At 69.0% G+C, this 17,795-nt stretch carries 18 protein-coding genes; 4 read left to right on the top strand and 14 right to left on the bottom strand.

What is annotated here, in order from left to right; all coding sequences use genetic code 11:
• Positions 1–182 precede the first annotated feature (182 nt).
• Genes VEW47_08030 through VEW47_08020 form a run of 3 tightly spaced genes read right to left on the bottom strand, consistent with a single transcriptional unit; the run spans position 183 to position 5,121 of the window.
• A complete protein-coding gene (locus tag VEW47_08030) occupies positions 183–842 on the bottom strand; it encodes a response regulator transcription factor (GenBank protein ID HYS05127.1) in 660 nt (219 codons plus the stop codon).
• A complete protein-coding gene (locus VEW47_08025; protein ID HYS05126.1) occupies positions 839–4,516 on the bottom strand; it encodes a response regulator in 3,678 nt (1,225 codons plus the stop codon). The genes VEW47_08030 and VEW47_08025 overlap by 4 nt, the downstream gene beginning before the upstream one ends.
• On the bottom strand, positions 4,513–5,121 hold the full coding sequence (locus VEW47_08020) for a YfiR family protein (GenBank protein ID HYS05125.1): 609 nt from the start codon (positions 5,119–5,121) through the stop codon (positions 4,513–4,515). The genes VEW47_08025 and VEW47_08020 overlap by 4 nt, the downstream gene beginning before the upstream one ends.
• Positions 5,122–5,409: 288 nt before the next feature.
• On the opposite strand from VEW47_08020, the gene VEW47_08015 reads away from it, so the two are divergent.
• Entirely contained in the window at positions 5,410–5,892 is a 483-nt protein-coding gene (locus tag VEW47_08015; protein HYS05124.1) for a heme-binding protein, read from the top strand.
• Between the two features lie 156 nt (positions 5,893–6,048).
• Complete coding sequence (locus VEW47_08010) at positions 6,049–6,741, top strand: peroxiredoxin (GenBank protein ID HYS05123.1); 693 nt, start codon at positions 6,049–6,051, stop codon at positions 6,739–6,741.
• A gap of 70 nt (positions 6,742–6,811) precedes the next feature.
• Here VEW47_08010 and VEW47_08005 read toward each other — a convergent pair whose 3' ends face one another.
• From VEW47_08005 to VEW47_07980, 6 genes are read right to left on the bottom strand one after another with little or no spacing between them, the layout of a single operon-like run.
• Positions 6,812–7,648, bottom strand: a complete 837-nt coding sequence (locus VEW47_08005; protein ID HYS05122.1) for a DUF72 domain-containing protein — start codon at positions 7,646–7,648, stop codon at positions 6,812–6,814.
• A 10-nt stretch (positions 7,649–7,658) separates the two neighbouring features.
• Entirely contained in the window at positions 7,659–8,174 is a 516-nt protein-coding gene (locus tag VEW47_08000; protein ID HYS05121.1) for a type 1 glutamine amidotransferase domain-containing protein, read from the bottom strand.
• A gap of 38 nt (positions 8,175–8,212) precedes the next feature.
• The gene (locus VEW47_07995; protein ID HYS05120.1) at positions 8,213–8,659 is read right to left on the bottom strand and encodes a thioesterase family protein; all 447 of its coding nucleotides are present in this window, start codon (positions 8,657–8,659) and stop codon (positions 8,213–8,215) included.
• Entirely contained in the window at positions 8,656–9,456 is an 801-nt protein-coding gene (locus VEW47_07990; protein ID HYS05119.1) for an SDR family NAD(P)-dependent oxidoreductase, read from the bottom strand. Before VEW47_07990 ends, VEW47_07995 begins: the two co-directional genes overlap by 4 nt.
• Complete coding sequence (locus VEW47_07985; protein ID HYS05118.1) at positions 9,456–10,022, bottom strand: NUDIX hydrolase; 567 nt, start codon at positions 10,020–10,022, stop codon at positions 9,456–9,458. Before VEW47_07985 ends, VEW47_07990 begins: the two co-directional genes overlap by 1 nt.
• Complete coding sequence (locus VEW47_07980) at positions 10,019–10,816, bottom strand: class I SAM-dependent methyltransferase (protein ID HYS05117.1); 798 nt, start codon at positions 10,814–10,816, stop codon at positions 10,019–10,021. Before VEW47_07980 ends, VEW47_07985 begins: the two co-directional genes overlap by 4 nt.
• A 127-nt stretch (positions 10,817–10,943) precedes the next feature.
• On the opposite strand from VEW47_07980, the gene VEW47_07975 reads away from it, so the two are divergent.
• A complete protein-coding gene (locus VEW47_07975; GenBank protein ID HYS05116.1) occupies positions 10,944–11,582 on the top strand; it encodes a hypothetical protein in 639 nt (212 codons plus the stop codon).
• Here the strand turns inward: VEW47_07975 and VEW47_07970 are convergent.
• Positions 11,560–12,828 carry an MFS transporter gene (locus VEW47_07970; protein HYS05115.1) on the bottom strand — a complete coding sequence of 423 codons (1,269 nt, stop codon included), beginning with the start codon at positions 12,826–12,828 and terminating at the stop codon, positions 11,560–11,562. The two genes, VEW47_07975 and VEW47_07970, sit on opposite strands and share 23 nt — an antisense overlap.
• 508 nt (positions 12,829–13,336) lie before the next feature.
• Here VEW47_07970 and thiO point away from each other — a divergent pair.
• A complete protein-coding gene (thiO, locus tag VEW47_07965) occupies positions 13,337–14,554 on the top strand; it encodes a glycine oxidase ThiO (GenBank protein ID HYS05114.1) in 1,218 nt (405 codons plus the stop codon).
• On the opposite strand, the gene speY is transcribed toward thiO, so the two are convergent.
• The 4 genes from speY to VEW47_07945 form a co-directional block, all read right to left on the bottom strand.
• Positions 14,484–15,617: a deoxyhypusine synthase gene (gene speY, locus VEW47_07960; protein HYS05113.1), complete on the bottom strand. Its 1,134-nt coding sequence runs from the start codon at positions 15,615–15,617 to the stop codon at positions 14,484–14,486. The genes thiO and speY overlap by 71 nt on opposite strands.
• Before the next feature lie 188 nt (positions 15,618–15,805).
• Positions 15,806–16,129 (bottom strand): iron-sulfur cluster assembly accessory protein, encoded by a 324-nt coding sequence (locus VEW47_07955; GenBank protein HYS05112.1) that lies wholly within the window; start codon positions 16,127–16,129, stop codon positions 15,806–15,808.
• A 19-nt stretch (positions 16,130–16,148) separates the two neighbouring features.
• Positions 16,149–17,351 carry an IscS subfamily cysteine desulfurase gene (locus tag VEW47_07950; protein HYS05111.1) on the bottom strand — a complete coding sequence of 401 codons (1,203 nt, stop codon included), beginning with the start codon at positions 17,349–17,351 and terminating at the stop codon, positions 16,149–16,151.
• Positions 17,348–17,770, bottom strand: a complete 423-nt coding sequence (locus VEW47_07945; GenBank protein HYS05110.1) for an Rrf2 family transcriptional regulator — start codon at positions 17,768–17,770, stop codon at positions 17,348–17,350. The genes VEW47_07950 and VEW47_07945 overlap by 4 nt, the downstream gene beginning before the upstream one ends.
• Between the last annotated feature and the right edge of the window lie 25 nt (positions 17,771–17,795).

Below are 17,795 nucleotides of genomic sequence, written 5' to 3'. Positions count from 1 at the left end.
GCGGGGAGACTCCCTGTAGAAAGAACCGTGCCGGGAGCGAGAAAACTCAGGAAGTCGTCAGCAACGCCTGACCGGAGCCCCTGCCGCGCCTCCCGAAGACCGGCGTCCGGTCGGACCTGAACAGGAGTCCATCCTTCCCGTTCTCATCCGGACACCCATCCACACGCTTGTCGGGCATTTTCCTACTGCGTGCCGCCGCGCCGCTTCTTCACCGGCTCCCGGACGGCGCCATGGTCCCGCAGGGCGTCGTCGAGCTGCGGCTCGACCACCTTGCGGTAGCAGTCCGGGCAGATGCCGTGGCTGAACTGCACGTCGGTGTGCGTTGACACGTACTGCTCGACCTGCTGCCAGTAGTTCTGGTCATCGCGAATCTTCTTGCAGTACGAGCAGATCGGGAGCAGTCCGCGCAGCTGGCGGACGCGGGTCAGGGCTTCTTCGAGCTCGGTGACCCGGGCCGCGAGCATGGTCTGCAGCTCGACGATGCGCGTGCCGACCTGGACACGGGCCTTGAGCTCCTCGTGGTCGAAGGGCTTGGTGACGTAATCGTCGGCGCCGGCCTGCAGCCCGGCGATCACGTCCTCCTTGCGGCCGCGCGCCGTCAGAAGGATGAGGTGCAGGGGGCCCTGATCGGGGAGCCCGCGGGCGCGCCGGCAGATCTCCACCCCGTCGATCTCGGGCATCATCCAGTCGAGGATGGCCAGCCTCGGGGCGCCGGGGGCGTTGAGTCCCGCCCAGGCCTCCGTGCCATTGCTGGTGGTCGTGACCTCGTAGCCCCACTTCAGGAGCGTGGCCTCGAGGACGCGCCGTGAAACAGGGTCGTCTTCCGCGATCAGGATCTTCATGCCGCATGCTCCTCTGCGAGCCTGGCGAGCGCCTTCTTCAGGCGGCCCATCTCTTTCTCCAGCGGCGTCCAGGCCCGGCGCGCCCCTGTCAGGTCCCCGTCGTGTCCCAGTCTCTCCATCCGCATCGTCGCCTCGAAGACGGCCCGCGCTCCGAAGTTCGCGACCGCCCCCTTCAAGGTGTGAGCCGCGCGCTCGACGGACGTGGCGTCCCGCGCCTCGAGCGCCTTCTTGAGGTCCCGCATGAGGCGCGGGGCGCTCTCGAAGAACAGATCCACGACCTCCGCAAGGAGCCCGGTGTCACCGTCCAGCCGGGCCATCAGCGCCTCCTCATCGATCACCCCGCCGCGCCGGCTGGACGCCGGTGCCTGGGCCGGCGCCGGGGCGCCTCCGGGAGAGACTTCTTCCAGAGGTTTCTGGCTCAGGACGCCGTCCAACACTTCGAACAGATCCTTGGCCTGGATCGGCTTCGCAAGGTAGCCGTCCATGCCGGCCGCGAGACAGCGCTCCCGGTCCCCTTTCATGGCGTGGGCGGTCATGGCCACGATCTTCAGGTGCTTGCCGGTCGTCCGCTCGCGCTCCCTGATCGCGGCGGTCGCCTCCAGGCCGCCCATCTCGGGCATCTGCAGGTCCATGAGCGCCACCTCGAAGGCGCGCGCCCGGGAGAGATCGAGGGCCTCGCGTCCGGTGTGGGCGATCGTCACCTTGTGGCCGCGGCGCTCCAGCATGCGCGCCGCCACCGCGCGGTTGACGGGGTTGTCCTCGACCAGAAGGATGCGCAGGCGCCGCTTCTCCTCGCGCAGCGTGTGACGGGTGATCAGACGGCTGCGTCGCGCCCCCGCCGCCGGGGGGTGGAGCACGGTCATGATCAGATCGAGGAGCTCGGAGCGCCGCGTGGGCTTCGTGAGGTAGGCGGAGATCCCGACCTCCCGGCAGCGCGCCGCTTCGCCCCGCTGCCCCCCCGAGGTCAGCATGATCAGATCCAGCCCCTTCAGGTCCCGGTCGCGGTGGATGCGCTCCGCGACCGTGAAGCCGTCCATGCCGGGCATGTTGGCGTCCAGGACCACGAGGCGGAAGGGCCGGCCGCGGCGGGCGGCGCCCCGCAGCGTCGCCAGGGCCTTCTCTCCGCCGTCCACCGTCACGGGTTTCATGCGCCAGGCCTCGAACATCTCCTCGAGAATGCGGCGGTTGGTGGCGTTGTCGTCCACCACGAGCACCGGCAGGTCCTGCAATTCCACGGGAAGCTGCGACGCGGCCGCGGGCGCCCGGCCGAGCTGCAGGCCGAAGCGGCCGCTGAAGCGGAACGTGCTGCCGCGACTGACCTCGCTGTCCAGCTCGATCCGCCCGCCCATCAGCTCCACGAGCTGCGAGGAGATGGTCAGACCCAGGCCGGTGCCCCCATATTTGCGTGTGGTCGAGCCGTCCGCCTGGGTGAAGGCCTCGAAGACCGTCTCGTGCTTCTCCTTCGGTATGCCGATGCCCGTGTCGCTGACGGCGAACCGGAGCTGGACGTGGTCCGGCGCGGGGGGGTCGGATTCCACCCGCACCACGACCTCGCCCCGCTCGGTGAACTTGATGGCGTTGCCGACCAGGTTGATGAGCACCTGGCGCAGGCGCCCCGGGTCTCCGACGACCGTGTCGGGGACCTCCGGGAGAACGTGGCAGGCCAGCTCCAGGCCCTTGGCGTGGGCGCGCACCGCGAGGATCCGCATCGTGTCGTCCAGGCAGTCGCGCAGACCGAACTCGATCGGCTCGATCTCGAAGCGCCCCGCCTCGATCTTCGAGAAGTCGAGGATGTCGTTGATCAGGGTCAAGAGGGCGTCCGCGGAGCTCTTGACCATGTCCAGGTACTCGCGCTGCTCGGGCCGGATGCGGCCGTCGAGGAGGAGCTCGGTCATGCCGATGATGCCGTTCATCGGCGTGCGGATCTCGTGGCTCATGTTGGCCAGGAACTCGCTCTTGGCCCGGCTCGCCTGCTCGGCCGCTTCCTTCGCCTTCTGCAGATCCAGCTCGGCCTGTTTGCGCGCCGTGATGTCGGTGAAGCTGCCGTCGGCGTAAGTGTCCGCCCCTTTCCTGTACGTGCCGAGGGTCCTGTCGTACAGCCAGATCCAGGCGCCGTCCTTGCGCCGGATGCGGTACTCGACCTCGAACTTCCGGTTGGCCTCGAACAGCCCGCGGTACGCCTCCTTCACCATGACGACGTCATCGGGGTGGATGCGGGCGAACCACAGGCCGGCGTCGGCGTAGATCTCCTCCGGCGTGAACCCGTACACCGTTTCCACGTTGGGGCTGATGAACACCGTGTGGCCACTCGAGTCGGAGGTCCAGGTGACGTCCGGAATGTTGGCGACCAGCGAGCGGTATTTCTCCTCGCTGCGGCGCAGCGACACCTCGGCCCGCCGGCGCTGGATGATCGGTCCCAGCTGCGTGCCGATCTGGGTCATCACCAGGAGGAGCTTGTCGTCCCGGTCGATCTCCCGGGTCGTGAAGAACTCCAGGACCGCCTCGACCTCCCCGCCGACGATGACCGGGATCGCGAACCCGGCCCGTATCGAGGCCTCCCGCGCCGCCTGCGCCCGGGGAAAGTCCGACTCCAGGGGGAAGTCCCTGACCCAGGCCGGCACCCCGGTCGCCATGACCGCGCCCGGCAGCCCCTCGCCGCGTCTCAGGATCGTCCTCTCGGTCGTCTCACGAAACACGGAGAACCGCGCCGGGTCCTCCAGGTGCCAGATCGGCATCGGAACCAGCTGGTCCGGCCCCTCCTGCGAGCGCATGTACACGTGCCCGACGGGCCATCCGATCAGGCCGCCGACGGCATTCAGGCAGCCCTGCAGCTGCTCCTCGATGGTGGTCGTCTCGTTCGCCAGCTCCGCCACCGTGCGCAGGAGCTGGATGTAGGCGAGCTGCTGCTGCAGCTCGCGCGTCCGCTCCTGGACCCTCTGCTCCAGCGCTTCGCGCGCCCCCTCGAGCGCGCGATCGCGCTCCTGGATCTGGCTGAGCATGTCGTTGAAGCCGTCGATCAAGAGCCCCACTTCGTCGCGACTGTGGCGGGGCGCGCGCACGGCGTAGTTCTTCTCCATCGCGACCAGACGCGTCGCTCCGACGAGGTCCAGGATCGGCTCCGAGATGACCCCCTGCAGCCTGGACGCCAGAAGGAGCGCCAGGATCCCGGAGGCCGCCATCACCACCAGGACGATGACGAGGTAGCGCTGGATGCGCAGCACCATGAGGCTGAGGTCGGACACCAGATAGACGGTGCCGATGCGCTCGTTGTCCATGAGAACGGGTCCGAACAGAAGCAGCCGCCGGGACTCGAAGCGGTACCCGCCGGCTTCGGGTGACCTCGGGATGGCCTCGGCGCCCGCCCCGGGGCGCAGGTAACGCGCGAACAGGACGTCGTCCGGCCCGAAGATCGCGGCGGCGACGATCTGCTGCTTCGCCCCGAGGGTGGCCAGGGTCTCCTCCGCCGCCTTGGAATCCTTGAACGACAGGGCGGCGGTGCTGTTGTCGGCGATGATTCCCGCGAGGGTGGACAGCTCCTGCGCCATCGTCTGCCGCATGGTGACCAGCTCGTACGTCATGAATCCGAGGCAGGCCAGAAGCAGCGCCGCGCAGCTGGTCAGCATCATCAGGAGCGTCAGCTTGCGTTTGATCGAAAGGTCCTTGAACGCGATCACGGCGCCCCCAGCAGGTGCTTCCTGTCCCGGACGAGTCTCCCCAGCTTCAGGATCTTGGAGCTGATCTGGAGATGGGCCCGCGCGGCGGCATCCACGTTGATCTCGAAGCGGACCATGTTCTCGTCCAGCGCGAGCCGCATCACGCCGCCGCTCTGGGCGAAATGGTCGAAGTCGGAGACGGTCAGGACGCTGGCGCCGTGCAATCGCTTCAGCACGTCGTCCACATTGGGGGCCTCGGAGCGCCCGAGGTAAAGCACGTGACACGCGACCAGGTCTTTCGCGTCCTTCACGCCGACGACCTCGACCGGGTGGCCGCTCACGGTCTTGCCGGCCACGGTGTGGACCAGCGAATCCTCGAATTGATCGTCTCCGAGGACCACGAAGACGAAGGGGGCGGCCGGGTCGACGAAGGCCTCGGGAGGCCAGTCGACGAACTTGGCGACGGTGTAGACGAAGCTCGCCTTGACTTCGTGCTCGAAATTCGCGGGCGGGGTGTTCTGGGCCCGCGGGGCTCCGATGAGGGCGGCGCACAGGACGAGACAGGCGGCGGCTCGGCCGGGCGCGCGGATGGGTCCGGGACGGCGGCGTGCCGCCTGAGGCCTCATGATCTCTCCAGGGAGACAGACGCCGACCGCCAACGACAGCGCGCGCCGTCCCCGTGCCGGGCTCGAAGCTCCCGGCTGGCGGCTCGAAATATATGTTCGCGCTCCGGGACCCGCAACGCACGGGGGGAGCGGAAACGTCGGATCTCCGAGGGGTTGCGGTCGCGACACCCCCGGCGTCCGCCGGTGGGAGGCGATCCGATCGCAGTCCTGGGCTATACTGCCCGTCAAAATTCTGGCCGCTGCCCCCTGAACAGGATCAGGAAGCGAGGGACGCGGCGCGGGGGGGGTATGGCCAAGCCCGAGTTCGTCACCCGGAACAGTCCGCGCCTCACGCTCCAGGGGGCCCGCCTCATCCTGGCGGCGGCGGCGCGCCGGGCCGCGGCCATCGGTGTGCCCATGGACATCGCGGTGGTCGACGACGCGGGCCACCTGCTGGCGTTCAACCGGATGGACGGCGCCAAGCTCAGCAGCATCGACATCGCGGTCTCGAAAGCCTGGACCGCGGCCTGCGCGCGCCGGGCCACCCACGAGTACGCCGAGATGGCGGCTCCGGGCCGGCCGGCGTTCGGCATCAACATCGGCAACCAGGGCCGGTTCATGATCGTGGGCGGCGGGCTGCCGATCTTCGTGGACGGCCGCATCGTCGGCGGCATCGGCTGCAGCAGCGGCACGACCCAGCAGGACCGGGACGCCGCGACCGCCGGAATAGGTGCGCTGTCGGCCCGCACGCGACCCGCGCGGCGCAGACCCGGGGCGCGCCGCACCCGATGATCCGGCGCTCCGATCCTCAACCCGGCCGCTTGACCGTCCGAGCGTCGATCGCTAGACTGTAGACTCTTCTCAACGCACGAACGAACGTGGCCGCGGGAGCCGGCATCCCGGACCTCCCCGGGGCGTTTCTTCCGCCGGCCGGAATGGAGACACCGCATGTCCACGATGCCCCAGCCAGGGACGCAGACGACCGGAGCGGCGGTACCCGCACCGGAAGCCGGGTCGATCCCGAGGATCGGCGACGTCGCCCCCGATTTCACCGCGATCACCACGCAGGGCGAGCTCACCTTGTCGAAGTGGCAGGACGGACAGTGGGTGGTGCTGTTCAGCCATCCTGCCGACTTCACCCCCGTCTGCTCCACGGAGCTGACGGAGCTGGCGCGGCGCAACGCCGAGTTCGAGAAGCGCAAGACGCGGCTCATCGGCCTGTCGATCGACTCGATCCACAGCCACCTCGCGTGGCGGCAGAACCTCAAGCAGATCTTCGACGTCCTGATCCCCTACCCGATGATCGCCGACAACAACGCGGCGGTGGCCGTGAAGTACGGAATGATCCATCCGGGAGCGTCCGCCACGGCGACGGTGCGCGCCGTGTTTTTCATCGACCCGAAGCGCGTGGTGCGGGCTCTCGTCTACTATCCGCTCAACGTCGGAAGGAACGTGGACGAGATGGTGCGCATCCTGGACGCGCTGCAGACCGTGGACCAGAACTCCGTGGCCTGCCCGGTCAACTGGAAACCGGGGGACGAGGTGATCGTTCCGCCCCCCAAGACCGAGAAGGAGGTCGAGCAGCGCCTGGCCTCGAACTTCAAGAAGCTCGACTTCTATCTGATGAAGAGACCGCTGTAGGACGGGACGCGGCCCGATCCCGACGGGGGCGCGGAGCCGATGCCGCGCCCCCGTCGCGCGGGGCGTCGTTTCACGCGGAGCCGGTCCCCGTCGACGAGGCCTCCTGCCACATCTCCCGGAACATCTCGATCGATCCCACGGCGTATCCCGCGTAGTGGTTGTTGAAGTAGCCGTAGACCGTCGTCCCGCGACCGAGGAGGCCGCGGAGCGCCGGGATCCAGCGTCGCAGGTCGCGCCGGCGGTCCACGACCAACCTGTCCCGGCGCGTCGTCCTCGCCTCGATCTCCTTGCGGTCTCCGAGCCAGCGGACGTAGGTGAAATCGGCCGTCAGGACGTTCCCCTTCTTCTTCAGGACCTGATCGACTCCGAAGAACCACGGATGGTCGATGAGGGCCAGCGCCGCGCCGTTGAGTCGCAGGACGTCGAGGAACCGGGCGGTCACGAACGTCTTGTTCCGCACCTCGACGGCGTACCGCCGGCCGCGCGGCAGCGAAGGGAGGAAGCGCTCCAGCCGATCGATGAAGGGGTTCGGATCGGGGAACTCCTCCTTGCGGAAATAGCGGAATTGCAGGAGCAGCGGGCCGAGCTTGTCGCCCAGCCGATCCATCACGCGCACGAAGGCGAGGGTTTCCCCGGCGCATCCGTCGAGGAGCTTCTCGTGCGTGATGATCTGCGGGAACTTGGCGGCGAACACGAACCCCGCCGGCGTGCGCTCGCGCCAGGCGTCGACCATCCTCTCGCCGGGGATGCCGTAGAACGTGGCGTCCACCTCGACGGTGTCGTAGCGCGAGGCGTAGTGGGCCAGGTAATCGGAAGGAGGCGTGCCGGGCGGGTAGAACACGCCTTCCCACGACGGGGCGCTCCAGGAGGAGGCGCCGATGCGCAGCCGGCTGTCACCGGGTCCCAAGGCGGCGCGCTCAGACTTCCCGGAGGGCCTTCACGATCTCGCGGCAGAAGGCCGGGAGATCGTCCGGTTTCCTGGAGGTGATCAGGTTCCCGTCCCGCACCACCTCCTGATCGACCACCTCGGCGCCGGCGTGCCGCAGATCGTCGCGGATCGCCGCGTAGCAGGTCAGACGCCGTCCCCTGACGATGCCGGCGGAGGCCAGGACCCATCCGGCGTGGCAGATCGCCGCGACCATCCTCGTCTTCTCGTTCAGCCGGCGCACGAGCGCCAGGACCGCCTCGTCCTGGCGCAGGCGGTCGGGAGCCCAGCCACCCGGCACGACGACGCCGATGAAGTCGTCGCCTTTCGCGTCCGCCGCCGCGACTTCGGCGCGGATCGGATAGCCGTGCTTGGAGACATACTCCTTCGCCTGGGGCCCGACCACGACCGCCCGATAGCCCTCCTCGCGCAGGCGGTACAGCGGCACCCACACTTCCATGTCCTGATAGTCGTTCTCCACGAGAACCGCCACGCTTCCCTTGGCCACGCGCACCTCCCTCGATCGCCGCGCGGGCGCGCGGCCGCTCAAGACCGGGACGGGACGCTCCGTCCCTCGAACTGCTCGATCGCCGCCTTCAGATCGGGGTCGAGGGGGCGGCTCCGGCGGACCGCGTAGTCGTACATCACCTGCACGGTGCGTCCCTCCGCCACGTTCCGCCCCGACCGCTCGTCGCGCAGGAGGTACTCGAATGCGAACGAGGACCGTCCGAACCACGCGACGCGCACGTGGCAGCAGAGGTCGTCCTCGTTCGTGGTGGGACTGCGGAAGTCGCACTCGGCCCGCGCCAGGATATAGTCCAGGTTGCGGCGCGATCGAATCCCCGGAACGGCGCGCCAGTAGGCGATGCGGGCGTTCTCGAAATAGGTGAAGTACACCGCGTTGTTCACGTGACCCATGCTGTCCATGTCCCGGAAGCGCACGTCGACCGGGACCGCCAGCGCGTACCCCTCGGCCTTCGCCGCCCGGCTCACCACATCGCGGCCCCGCCGTCGATGTTGATCGCCTGCCCCGTGATCCCGGCGCCGGTGTCGGAGGCCAGGAACAGGGCCAGGCGCGCCACCTCCTGCGGCGTGATGAAGCGGCCGAGAGGAACCCGCTGCTCCGCGCGCGCGCGGAACTCCGCCGGCGCGATGCCGTCCCGCAAGGCCCCTTCCTCGATCCCGGCCCGCGACATCTCCGTGTCGACCCAGCCGGGGCAGAGCGCGTTGACCGTGATCTTCCGCGGGGCGACCTCGAGGGCGAGGGCCCTCGTGTAGCCGACGACGCCGTGCTTGCTGGCGCAGTAGGCGGTGTACCCGGGCACCCCGAACTTGCCGAGGACCGACGACAGGTTGAGGACGCGGCCGCTGCCCCCCGAGGGCATGTGGCGCAACGCCTCGCGCGTGCAGTAATGAAGACCGGTGAGGTTGGTGGAGAGGATCTCCAGCCACTTCGCGTCGACCTTCTCGTCCTGTCCCGGCGCGTCGCCCGCTGCGATAGGCGTCATCCCGGAGGCGCCGGCGTTGTTGACCAGGATGTCGATCCGGTCCCACACCTCCACGACGTTGCCGATCATGACCTCCACCTCGTCCCTGTCCGTGACGTCGCAGCGGAACGGCACGATGCGGTGGTCCCCCGAGTTCAGCTCCATCGTGAACGACTGGAGGGCCTTGGTGTTGCGCGAGGCGACGGCGACCCTCGCCCCCTCCTTGTAGAACAGCTCGGCGATGCTCCGCCCGATGCCGCGGCCGCCTCCGGTCACCACCGCCACCCGTCCTTCCAGAAGCATCAGCCCCTCCTCTGTTGATGTTCGAATGAGCCGGGCGCGATGCCGGTGCGCAGGCATTCCTGGAGGGCCTCGCGCGTGCTCCGGAAGGCCAGATCGTCCCAGGGAATGCCCCCGGGATCGAAGGCGCGCACCTCCAGCGCCTCCACCCCGCCGCGGATCTCGCCCCCCACGATGTCGGCGTCGTAGACCACGACGATCACCGGCCTTCCGGTGTACGAGTAGACGTTGACGAGACGCGTCAGGCGGATCACCGCACCGATCTCCTCCCTCGCCTCGCGCAGCGCCGCCTCCTCCAGCGACTCGCCTCGATCGACGTAGCCGCCGGGGAACACCCACCTGCCGTAGGACGGCTCGATGGCGCGGCGCAGCATCACGATCTTCCCGTCCGCCCGGCAGATCGTCCCTACGGCGACCTTGGGATCCAGGTAGAAGACGAACCGGCACGCGGCGCACACCAGCCGGGGCGGGTCGTGGCTGAAGACAACCCGCCTCTCGAGCCGGCCGCCGCAACGCGGGCAGTGCGTGTAGGGTCCCGCTCCGTCATCGTGGACGAAATCGTCGGTCATGCCGTCCGCGCCCCCTTGAACAGGAGGCTCTGCCTCTCGAACTTCAACCGGTCCCCTTCCTTCCACACCCTCAGACCGCACAGGTCCCGTTCGACACACGCCTCGAGCATGAGACGCGCCCGCTCCCGGCGATCGGGTGGCGGGTATGCCCGGTCGACCCACTCGTCGAAATCGATGACCAGCGTGATCGGGAGCTCCTCGAAGTCCACGAGACCTGCCGCCGCCGCCATCGATCTGAGATCGCCGCGCGTGAGCGTGCGCGCGTGCGACACGTCGCGCAGACTCTCGATGGTCTCGTGGTAGGTGCGCTTCGACTCGTCGTCGGGCGCGCGCATGTCCTCCACCACGAGGTGACCGCCCGCACGCAGGACCCGGGCCATCTCACGGATGGCACCCGACGGGTCGCTGACGTGATGCAGCGAGTTGCGGCAGACCACCACCTCGAAGGTCGACTCCCGGAACGGCAGCCGGCCGGTATCTCCCTGCACGAAGCGCCCTCCCCTCGACGCGGCCTCCCGGAGCATCGCCAGCGTCAGGTCGATGCCCACCGCCAGAAGGCCCGCCCGCTGGAGCGCCGCCATGACGATGCCGGGTCCGCACGCCACGTCGAGCGCGCGCTCCCCCGCTCGCGCTCCGGTGAACTCGATCAGCCGCCGCAGGCGCCGGGGATCGGTCTGCAGGGGGCTCCGGGCGAAGTCGCGGGCCTGCCGCGCGAATGCCTCCTGGACGATCGACTCGCGGCTTCTCGCCGGGACCTCGTCCTCCATGCCGACCTCTCGCCGAAGGACCCTCATTCTACCTCGACTCCCCCTCCGACCCCGCGCCCGGTGGCATCGGGCAGCGTGCTATAATTCGCGCCTCATGCGGGGCCGCACCTCCGGCGAATCGCGGCGGGGCGGCCCTTTTCCGGAGAGACCCCCGGTGCGACCACGCCAGGACCGGCAGACGGCCATGCTCCTCCTTCTTCTGGCGCTGTTCCACCCTGTCTTCGGCGCGCCACCCCCGCCCGGCAAGAAGGACACCGGCGCGGGCACGAAGCCGCCGATCGAGCTGCACGTGGGCATCCGCGACCTCGTCTACATCGGCCAGCCCCTCGACGAGCTGATCAAGAAATTCCCCGGCGCCAAGGTGCACCCCTTCTCGGGCCAGGACGACGCGACGAACGTACGGATCGCCGAGGCGGGGATCTCGTGCATCGCCGTGGGGAACCCCGGAGAGCTGAAGCTGGCCTCGATCGGCTTCAATCTGGACGGAGTGTACGATGGCATGGCCGAGACGCCCTACCGGACCGGCAAGGGGATCGGCAAGGGATCCACGGTCAACGATCTTCTGGAGGCCTACGGACAGCCGTTCGAAGTGCTCGGGCAGGAGGCGCGAGGCGCCCTGCGCAAGCGTCCCCCGGTCGAATCCTCTGCGGCGCCCAAGATGTACCAGTACAAGAACGAGGACGGAGGCATCCAGACCTTCTTCCTGGTGCAGGACCACCTGGTGCGGCGCGTCGTCGTGAACGATCTGAAGCCGCTCGACCAGCACGTGGTCAAGGGGCGTCCGAAGAAGTGACCCCCCCGGCGGTCTCCCCGCCCGCCGCGCGCTGCCGCACCGTCTTCCTCGCCCAGAGCGCCGCACCGACCGTGGCCATGATCGCCGCGGACGCGATGTACGGGTAGGTGCGGCCGGGACCGTACAGCGCCCCGGCGGCCATCGGTCCGAGGATCCTGCCGGCCGAGTCGAACGAATCCATGATCCCGATCGCGGCCCCCTGACCGCGTTTCGTTCTCTTGCTGATCAGGGAGGCGTTGGTCGGCCGCATGATCTGGTTCCCCACGCCGCCGACGACCAGCGCCGCGGTGAGCGCAACGCGGCCGTTCGCGGCGATCACCAAGAGGAATCCGAGCGCGTTGATCAGGAGCCCGCTCACCAGGACGTTCTCCTCCCCGAAGGCGGCGATCCAGCGACCGAGGAGGAACCCCTGCACCAGGAAGACGGCGATCCCCATGAACAGGAACATGAGGCCCATGTCGCCCGCGCCGAAGCCGAAGCGATCCTGGATGAACCAGGGAAAGATCGATTCGAGGGAGGCCATGGAGAAGGTGACGAAGAAGGCCACGAGGTAGAACGTCAGGAGCGGGCTCGCCACGGCCCTCCACGGTCGGGGGATGACCGGCGGCTCGGGCGACGGCACCTCCGACGAGACCGGCGCCTCCGTCGGATGAATCGCGGCCACGTCCTCTCCCTCGGCCGGACGCGGCCTCGTCCCCAGACTCTCGCGCAGAAGCAGCGCGGCGAGGACGCAGGTCACGAGGTTCAGTCCCGACGCCGCCAGAAACGGGACCCCGTGTCCGAAGCGAGACAGCGACCCGCCGATTCCGGGACCGAATATGAAGCCCAGCCCCATGGCCGCTCCCATCAGACCCATACCGCGCCCGCGGCTCTTTTCGTCCGTGACGTCGGCGACGTAGGCCATGGCCGTCGGCAGCGCCGCGGACGACATGAGTCCCGAGAGAGCGCGCGCGACGTACAGCAGCGTCAGCCGGGACGAGATCCCGAACAGCGCCAGACCGACGGCGTTCCCGAGCAGGCCGGCGACCAGGATCGGCTTGCGCCCCAGGCGATCCGAGAGGTGTCCCCACACGGGCGCGAACAGGAACTGCATCAGGGAGTACAGGGTGAAGAGAAAGGTCGCCTGGGGCACGGTGGCGTGGCTGGCCTCGGCCTGGTAGACGATGTTGGGGATGATGATCCCCACGCCCAGCATCAGCAGGAAGAGCGTCAGGAAAAGGATCGCGAGCGCCCGCCTGTCCAGCACCACTCCTCCGGTTCCCACGCAGGGGGTCCCGATTCTAGGAACCGATTCCCGCGAAGTCAATCACTTCCCGGACGACCGCATCTTCGCCTCCACGCAGGCGGGCCGGGGCGCGCGGCAGGGGCGTGGCTCATGTTCGCTCGCGCGGCGCACGCGGTGCCCCGGTCGCGCGCATGGCGCGGCTCAAAATCGCCACGCCCCTGCCGCGCGCTCCGGCCCGCCTCGCAGGGCTGACGATGACCTCACCGTCCCGTAAAGGACTACTCGCACGACCGCGGGTGCACGAAGTGAGCACCGCGAAGCACTGGGATCCGGATGGGGAGCGGCGGGCCTGCCGCCGGGTCGCGCCGATTTTGAGCCGCGCCATGCGCGTGAGCAAGGCTTGAGTACCCCGCGCGAGTGACATGAGGCGCGACCCGGCGGCAGGCCCGCCGCGCCGACTCGGGATAGCTCGGTCAGCCCCGGTGCTCGCGTTGACGCACCTGCGAGCGGGCGATAGACTGCCTCTCACATGGATCAGGAACGGATCGACGACGTCCTCGTCGTGGGCGGCGGGATCATCGGTCTCTCGATCGCGCGCGAGGCGGCGCTCCTGGGCCTGCGCGTGCGCCTCCTGGATCGGGGAAAGATCGGCGGAGAGGCCAGCGGCGCGGCGGCCGGGCTTCTCAGCCCGCAGGCCGAGGCGGACCGCGCGGGTCCTCTCTTCACCCTTGGCCTCGCGAGCCGCGATCTCTTCCCCGAGTTCGCGGCCGGTGTCGAGGAGGAGAGCGGTCTGGACCCCGCTCTGTGGCGCCGCGGCACTCTCGTCGCCGCGCGCTCCGGCCGGGAGACGGAGGAGCTGGACCGACGCTTCGCCTTCCAGCGGGCGCTCGGTCTGCCCGCGGAGCGGATCGGCGGCGAGGCGCTGCGCCGCATGGAGCCGGCGCTCCATCCCGACTGGTGCGAGGCGCTGTACCTGCCGCGCGACCTGTCGGTGGACAACGTCGTCCTGGTCGAGGGTCTCAGGCTTTCGGCTTCGCGTCTCGGGGTCCGCCTGCAGGAGGATGCGCGCGCCGACAGGCTCCTGGTGGAAGAGGGCCGCGTGGTCGGGGTGGGCATCGGCGGCGGGCGTGCGCGCGCCGGCGCCGTCGTGATCGCCGCCGGCGCATGGTCGGCGGAGATCGCCGGGATCGATCCCCCGCTGCCGTTGCGCCCGGTCCGTGGCCAGATCGTCTGTCTCGGTCCCGCCGCCGCTCCCGTCTTCCCGATCTTCGGCCCCGACTGCTATCTCGTGCCGCGACGCGACGGGCGCGTTCTGGCGGGCAGCACGATGGAGGATGCGGGCTTCGACAAGTCCGTGACGGGAGCGGCTCTCAGGGACCTCAGCGCCGGCGCCCTGGCCCTCGTCCCCGGGCTCGCGACGGCGCCGTTCCATTCTGCCTGGGCCGGTCTGAGGCCCGCTCTTCCCGACGGCCTTCCCGCCATCGGCCGGGCCGCCCCGGGTCTCCTGCACGCCTGCGGACACCTGCGCAATGGAATCCTGCTCGCGCCGGTCACCGCGCGTCTCGTCGCGCGACTGCTCGCGGACCAGGATCCCGGCATGGATCTGTCTCCCTTCGATCCAGGTCGGTTCCAGGACTGGAACGGGGGGGTGGTCGACGCGGAGGTGCCGGGGCCGGTCAGCGGCCCTGCTGGGCCTTCACCGTCTCGCGCGTGCGCCTCTCGTGCTCGACGAGGAAGTCCTTCTTGAGCCTTTCGACCAGGTCGTCGCGTCGATCGTAGAGTCTCTTCAGCCGGCGCGGCTTGGCCCGCGACACGGCGTACGCGACGATGAGCGGGACGGCGATCGTGCTGTCGGCGTACACCACCACCGAGTCGGTGAGCTTGTCCGGGTCGACCTTTCCCCAGGAGACCGCCTCCGCGGGGGTCGCCCCCGACAGGCCGCCGGTGTCCGGCCGGGCGTCGGTGACCTGGATGTAGTAGTCGTGGCCGCGGTCCGCGAGACCGAGGATTTCCTGGATCTGCGGCTCGGTCTGCAGGACGAAATTCTTGGGGGAGCCGCCGCCCAGCATGAGCACGCCGCTCTTGCCCTCCCGCTGCTTGGCCGCGTAGACGATGCCGGCGGTCTCGTTGACGTCCCGCGACACGTCGATGCGCGGACCGACGCCCCGCATGGCCAGCTCGGCGACGTTCATGCCGATCGAGGAGTCGCCGGGCGACGACACGTAGCACGGGACTCCGGCGCGGTACGCCACCGTGAGGACGCAGGTGTCCACGACACCGATCTCCTTCTCACGGGCCGCCAGGTACTTCCCGAGCAGGTAGTGCAGCTCGGCGGTCCCCATCTCCTTGTCGAAGGCCTTCTCCGCCATGACGGCGCGCAGGTAGTTGTCGGTGTCGAGCAGGACGTTGTAGTCGAACAGGACGTCGTAGATGCGGATGACGCCCTCGCGCCGCAGGAGCGTGTCATCCACCTCGTGCGAGCCCCGGTGCAGCGACATGCCGAGCCCGTAGTGCGTGTCGTGGTAGAGGTTCGCGCCCGTCGACGCGATCCAGTCGACGAATCCCGACTGGATGAGCGGGATGATGCACGACCGTCCGACGCCGGCCGGCGTCAGGGCGCCGGAGAGGCTCAGCCCGACGGTGACGTCCTCCTGGAGCATCTTCTCCGTCAACAGACGGCAGGCCTTCTGCAGACGTCCGCCGTTGTAGGCGAGGAAGGTGTCGTCGATCAGCCGATCGACGGTCATGCCGCCGCGGATGGGATCGGGATAAATCCTCTGGCCCGAAAGAAGATTTTTCTTGTGAGCCATCTCCGCCCTTGCTGTTCGGTGATCGCGAGCGAACTTCGTGGAACTGCAACCGATGATAGCACGCGCGATCCGCGCCGCGCAATATCGCGGGCCGTTTCCAGCGCGTTCCATCTCGCGGAGCGCGCGCGCCGGCGCGCGCCGTCAGGTCGGCCGGATCGGGAAGGAGGCGGGCGGGACCCGGAACGATCTCAGGCGGAGAACGACGTGCCGCAACCACACGTCGATTTGGCGTTCGGGTTGGTGAAGCTGAACCCGGTGCCGTTCAAGCCGTCCGAGAAATCGAGCGTCGTCCCGTTCAGGACGAGATAGCTCTTGGTGTCGACGAAGATGCGCACGCCGTTCTCCTCGTAGACCTTGTCGCCCTCGACGGGCTCCTTCTCGAAGGCCAGCTTGTACGACATGCCGGAGCAGCCGCCTCCGACGACCGCGACCCTGAGGCCGTGGCCCTCCAGACTTTCCTTGTGCAGAATGGTCTTGATCTGTTCGGCCGCCTTGTCCGTGACGTGAATCATCGTTCCTCCTGGTAGTCGTTCATCGCGCTGATATCCCGGCCCCGCCGCGCGCCGCCGCGTACAACGGGGAGATGGCCCGCAGCCTCTTGACCGCCGCGTCGACGCGATCGACGACCTCGTCGACCTCGTCCCGTGTGTTGAAGCGGCCCAGACCGAAGCGGATCGATGTGACCGCCTCCGCGTCGCTGAGCCCCATGGCGCGCAGGACGTGCGACGGCTCCTTCTTCGCCGAGGTGCAGGCGGATCCGGACGACACGGCGACATCGTCGAGCGCCATCAGGAGCGCCTCCCCCTCCACGTACGCGAAGCTGAGATTGAGGTTGTGCGGCAGTCTCTCGACGGGGTGGCCGTTGAGCCGCACGTCGTCGATCCGTTCCGTGATGCGGCCGTGCAGGCGGTCGCGCAGGGCGCGCAGACGCACCGACTCCCCGGGCATCTCGGACGCGGCGATCTCGAGTGCTTGACCCATGCCGACGATGCCCGGCACGTTCAGCGTGCCGGAGCGCAGGCCGCGCTCGTGACCCCCTCCGTGCAGGATCGGGTCGAGCACCACACGCGGGTCCCGGCGCCTCACGTACAGAGCCCCGGTCCCCTTCGGCCCGTAGACCTTGTGGGCCGACATCGACAGGAGGTCGACCCCCAGAGCCCGCACGTCCACCGGGACCTTGCCGATCGCCTGCGCCGCGTCGCTGTGGAACAGCACGCCCCTGTCCTTGCAGATGCGGCCGATCTCGGCCGCCGGATGCAGCGTGCCGACCTCGTTGTTCGCGAGCATGAGCGAGACGAGAACGGTGCGGTCGGTGATCGCCCGGCGCACGTCGCCGGGATCGACGCGCCCCTGGGGGTCCACCGGCAGGACGGTCACGCGCGCGCCGCGCGCCCGCAGCGCCTCGACCGGGTCGAGGACTGCGGCGTGCTCGGTGGCCCCGGTCACCAGGTGGTCCCCCTTCGACCGGCAGGCCTCGAACGCGCCGAGGATCGCCAGGTTGTTCGATTCCGTGGCGCCGGAGGTGAAGACGATCTCCTTGGGATCGGCGCCGATCAGCCGGGCCACCTGGATGCGCGCCCGCGTGACCGCCTCCTCCGCCCGCCAGCCGAAGACGTGCGTGCGCGACGCGGCGTTGCCGTAGTCGCTGTCGAAGTACGGCAGCATCGCCTCGACCACGCGCGGATCGACCCGCGTGGTCGCGTGGTTGTCCATGTAGACCGGGACCCCCTTCACTCCGGCACCTCCTGCAGCAGCGCCAGGTCCCTGAGCGTCGTGCGCTCCAGGATCTCCGCGATCTTTTTCTGCACCGCCCGCCCCGGACGGCAGCCGTCGCACGACCCGGACCTGCGGCATTCATCAGGCGTAGCATGCCGGCAGTCGGAGGTCTTCACGGGTCCCTCGAGGGCCTCGATGATCTGCATCAGATTGATTTCGGAGGCCGGCCGGGCGATCTGGTAGCCCCCCTTGATGCCGTGGTGCGAGGCGACCAGACCCTTGCGGGCCAGACGCTGGAGGAGCTTGGCCATCAGGGCCGGAGGTATGTTGTGCCGCGCCGCGATTTCGCGCGCGCTCCGGTACTCCCCGCTCGGCACCGACATCAGGAGTTGGATCGCCAGGAAGCCGTAGTCGGTCCTCTTGGACAGGCGGATCATCCCGGGCCTCCGGTTTTTCTGCTCT

This window comes from Candidatus Dormiibacterota bacterium, from assembly GCA_035635555.1.
Classification (GTDB): Bacteria; Acidobacteriota; Polarisedimenticolia; order Gp22-AA2; family Gp22-AA2; genus Gp22-AA3.
This window is presented reverse-complemented; position numbering and strand designations above follow the sequence as displayed.

What these genes read in the sequence shown, in the direction of transcription:
- VEW47_07980 (HYS05117.1), bottom strand. Translation starts at nt 10,816, where the DNA reads ATGAGGGTCCTTCGGCGAGAGGTCGGCATGGAGGACGAGGTCCCGGCG.
- VEW47_08010 (HYS05123.1), top strand. Translation starts at nt 6,049, where the DNA reads ATGTCCACGATGCCCCAGCCAGGGACGCAGACGACCGGAGCGGCGGTA.
- VEW47_08020 (HYS05125.1), bottom strand. Translation starts at nt 5,121, where the DNA reads ATGAGGCCTCAGGCGGCACGCCGCCGTCCCGGACCCATCCGCGCGCCC.
- VEW47_07955 (HYS05112.1), bottom strand. Translation starts at nt 16,129, where the DNA reads ATGATTCACGTCACGGACAAGGCGGCCGAACAGATCAAGACCATTCTG.
- thiO (HYS05114.1), top strand. Translation starts at nt 13,337, where the DNA reads ATGGATCAGGAACGGATCGACGACGTCCTCGTCGTGGGCGGCGGGATC.
- VEW47_07990 (HYS05119.1), bottom strand. Translation starts at nt 9,456, where the DNA reads ATGCTTCTGGAAGGACGGGTGGCGGTGGTGACCGGAGGCGGCCGCGGC.
- VEW47_08030 (HYS05127.1), bottom strand. Translation starts at nt 842, where the DNA reads ATGAAGATCCTGATCGCGGAAGACGACCCTGTTTCACGGCGCGTCCTC.
- VEW47_08015 (HYS05124.1), top strand. Translation starts at nt 5,410, where the DNA reads ATGGCCAAGCCCGAGTTCGTCACCCGGAACAGTCCGCGCCTCACGCTC.
- VEW47_07945 (HYS05110.1), bottom strand. Translation starts at nt 17,770, where the DNA reads ATGATCCGCCTGTCCAAGAGGACCGACTACGGCTTCCTGGCGATCCAA.
- VEW47_07985 (HYS05118.1), bottom strand. Translation starts at nt 10,022, where the DNA reads ATGACCGACGATTTCGTCCACGATGACGGAGCGGGACCCTACACGCAC.
- speY (HYS05113.1), bottom strand. Translation starts at nt 15,617, where the DNA reads ATGGCTCACAAGAAAAATCTTCTTTCGGGCCAGAGGATTTATCCCGAT.